Below are 2,495 nucleotides of genomic sequence, written 5' to 3'. Positions count from 1 at the left end.
CCTTGGCTAACGGTAGGCGCTCGCCAGCCCCCGTTCGGGACTTTCACCCTAAAGATAACGCCCATGCTGGGCGTACACTTAAAAACTCCCCATCCGGCGAGCGGACAGGGAGTTCGATGTGTTTTCACAGCTCAGAGCTTGTCAAAGGCTTGTTGTCAAACCCCATACGCAATAATGTCAAGGTTAATCCTGCAATTCTGTCAGAAACGCTTTAAGCCCTTCTCGCCAAGAGCGGATATCCTGAAATCCGTTGGTGCGGATGGACAAATGCTCCAGTACCGAGTTGCGGGGACGGGGAGCCGGACGGACAAACTGCTCTGTCGTGCAAGGCTCCAGCTTGGCTGTGAATTTGAGGCCCAACAGCTGTTCAGCTTCCTCAAAAATAGCTTGAGTGAACTCATACCAGGTACAGGATTCCGTGTTGGAGGCATGGTAGATGCCGTATTTCTCGGTCTGGATCAATTCCAGCAGAAAACGGGCCAAATCCACAGTGTAGGTCGGGCAACCCTTCTGATCGTCCACTACCTGAATCACTGGTTTCTCCTGACCCAACTTCAGCATCGTCTTGACAAAGTTATTGCCATACTTGCCATAGACCCAGGACGTTCGCACAATGAAATACTTGGACGACAGCGTCTGGACAAGAACTTCACCTGCCCGCTTGGACTTGCCGTAAATGGTCTGGGGATCTGTATTATCATATTCATGGTAAGGCTGTTCGCCCCGTCCATTAAAAACATAATCCGTGCCAATATAGACGATCTTCGCTCCAGCCTTCTCAGCCGCAAGCGCCACATTCCGCGTTCCTACCGCATTAAGGAGGTATGCAGCATCAACATCCGTCTCTGCGGCATCAACCGCCGTATGGGCGGCGCAATGGATAACCGCATCGGGAGCGAATTGGCCAATAACCTCGACGCATTGATCCGGGTTAGTGATATCCATTTCCTGACGATCGCTCGCCAGCACCTCATATCCGCCCTCGTGCAGTAGCTTTACCACATCCTGGCCCAGTTGTCCCGCCGCACCGGTAACCAATACTTTCATCGCCATTAGAGAGCATCTCCCAGACGGGAGCCATACTGCAGCTCGGCATATTTCTGATACTCTCCGGACTGGATGCGGGTCCACCATTCCTTGTTGTTCAGATACCATTGAATCGTTTCCTTGATACCCGTCTCAAACGTATGTTTCGGCTTCCAGCCGAGCTCCGTCATGATTTTGGTCGGATCGATGCCGTAGCGTCTGTCATGGCCGGGACGGTCCTGAACATACGTAATCAGCGATTCCGGCTTGCCCAGCTCCTGCAGAATCGTCTTGACGATATGCACATTCGTCCGCTCGTTGTTGCCGCCGATGTTGTACACTTCTCCCAGGACGCCTTTATGGATGACCAGATCAATCGCGCTGCAATGGTCTTCAACGTAGAGCCAATCCCGAATATTCATTCCGTCACCGTACACAGGCAGTGCTCCGTCCGCAAGCGCACGGGAGATCATCAGCGGGATCAGCTTCTCCGGAAACTGATACGGACCGTAGTTATTCGAGCAGCGGGTAATATTGACCGGAAGGCCGAAGGTCTCGTGGTACGCACGCACCAACAAGTCACCGCCAGCTTTACTTGCGGAATACGGGCTGTTTGGCGTAAGCGGAGTCTCTTCCGTGAAGAGTCCAGTTGCTCCCAGCGTTCCATACACCTCATCAGTCGATACCTGCACAAATTTCGTGACCTTATGCTTCTTGGCTGCATCCAGCAGCACTTGAGTGCCAAGCACATTCGTCTTCACAAACACATCCGGCTCCAAAATACTCCGGTCCACATGCGACTCCGCCGCAAAGTTCACGACCACATCCACACCATCGCCAATCAAGGCATCCATCGCCTGAACATCCGTAATATCCGCTTTAACAAAAGCGTAATTCGGATGATTCTCCACCGATTTCAGGTTTTCCAGGTTCCCTGCATACGTCAGGGCATCCACGTTAACGATCTTGTAGTCCGGATGCTGCTCCAGCATATAGATAACAAAGTTGCTGCCGATGAATCCGGCTCCGCCGGTTATGAGAAGTTTCATGGTTAACCACCTTTATGAAAATTTCTTCGTTTAGTGATAAAAAGTATACCATTAATTTCAACGAAATTACGCTACTTGGAGTGATGTTNCTTGTGTATGAATTGACCCTATGTATTCGCCTATTATTCCTATAAAAAACAGTTGTACGGAGGAAAAAAGAAAGAGGCCGGAAATAAGTGGAGCAGTACCTAATGAGAATTTATTCCAAAATAAAAGTTTCGCTACCAAATATGCTAGACCAACAAGTAAACTTAAGGCAGACATTAAAAAACCCAGCATTGCCGCAAGTCTGAGTGGGATTTTAGAATGATTAGTAATACCCAACATCGCAATATCATAAAGGGTATAAAAGTTATTTTTCGTAATACCTCTTTTTCTAACAGGTTGAACATATTCAATCTTATAACTTTCAAAACCGAT

Annotated in this window: 2 protein-coding genes; both read right to left on the bottom strand. The window is 49.2% G+C overall.

The genetic code is table 11. The annotated features are described in order from the left end of the window. Window positions 1-183 precede the first annotated feature (183 nt). Window positions 184-1,047, bottom strand: coding sequence for a dTDP-4-dehydrorhamnose reductase (gene rfbD / locus KIH86_RS01130; RefSeq protein WP_223081576.1), 864 nt, complete (start codon window positions 1,045-1,047; stop codon window positions 184-186). 5 nt (window positions 1,048-1,052) lie between these two features. After that, window positions 1,053-2,075: a dTDP-glucose 4,6-dehydratase gene (rfbB, locus tag KIH86_RS01125; protein ID WP_223081147.1), complete on the bottom strand. Its 1,023-nt coding sequence runs from the start codon at window positions 2,073-2,075 to the stop codon at window positions 1,053-1,055. Between the last annotated feature and the right edge of the window lie 420 nt (window positions 2,076-2,495).

The organism is Paenibacillus sinensis (genome assembly GCF_019904155.1).
Classification (GTDB): domain Bacteria; phylum Bacillota; class Bacilli; order Paenibacillales; family Paenibacillaceae; genus Paenibacillus_AQ; species Paenibacillus_AQ sinensis.
This window is presented reverse-complemented; position numbering and strand designations above follow the sequence as displayed.

What these genes read in the sequence shown, in the direction of transcription:
- rfbD (WP_223081576.1), bottom strand. Translation starts at nt 1,047, where the DNA reads ATGAAAGTATTGGTTACCGGTGCGGCGGGACAACTGGGCCAGGATGTG.
- rfbB (WP_223081147.1), bottom strand. Translation starts at nt 2,075, where the DNA reads ATGAAACTTCTCATAACCGGCGGAGCCGGATTCATCGGCAGCAACTTT.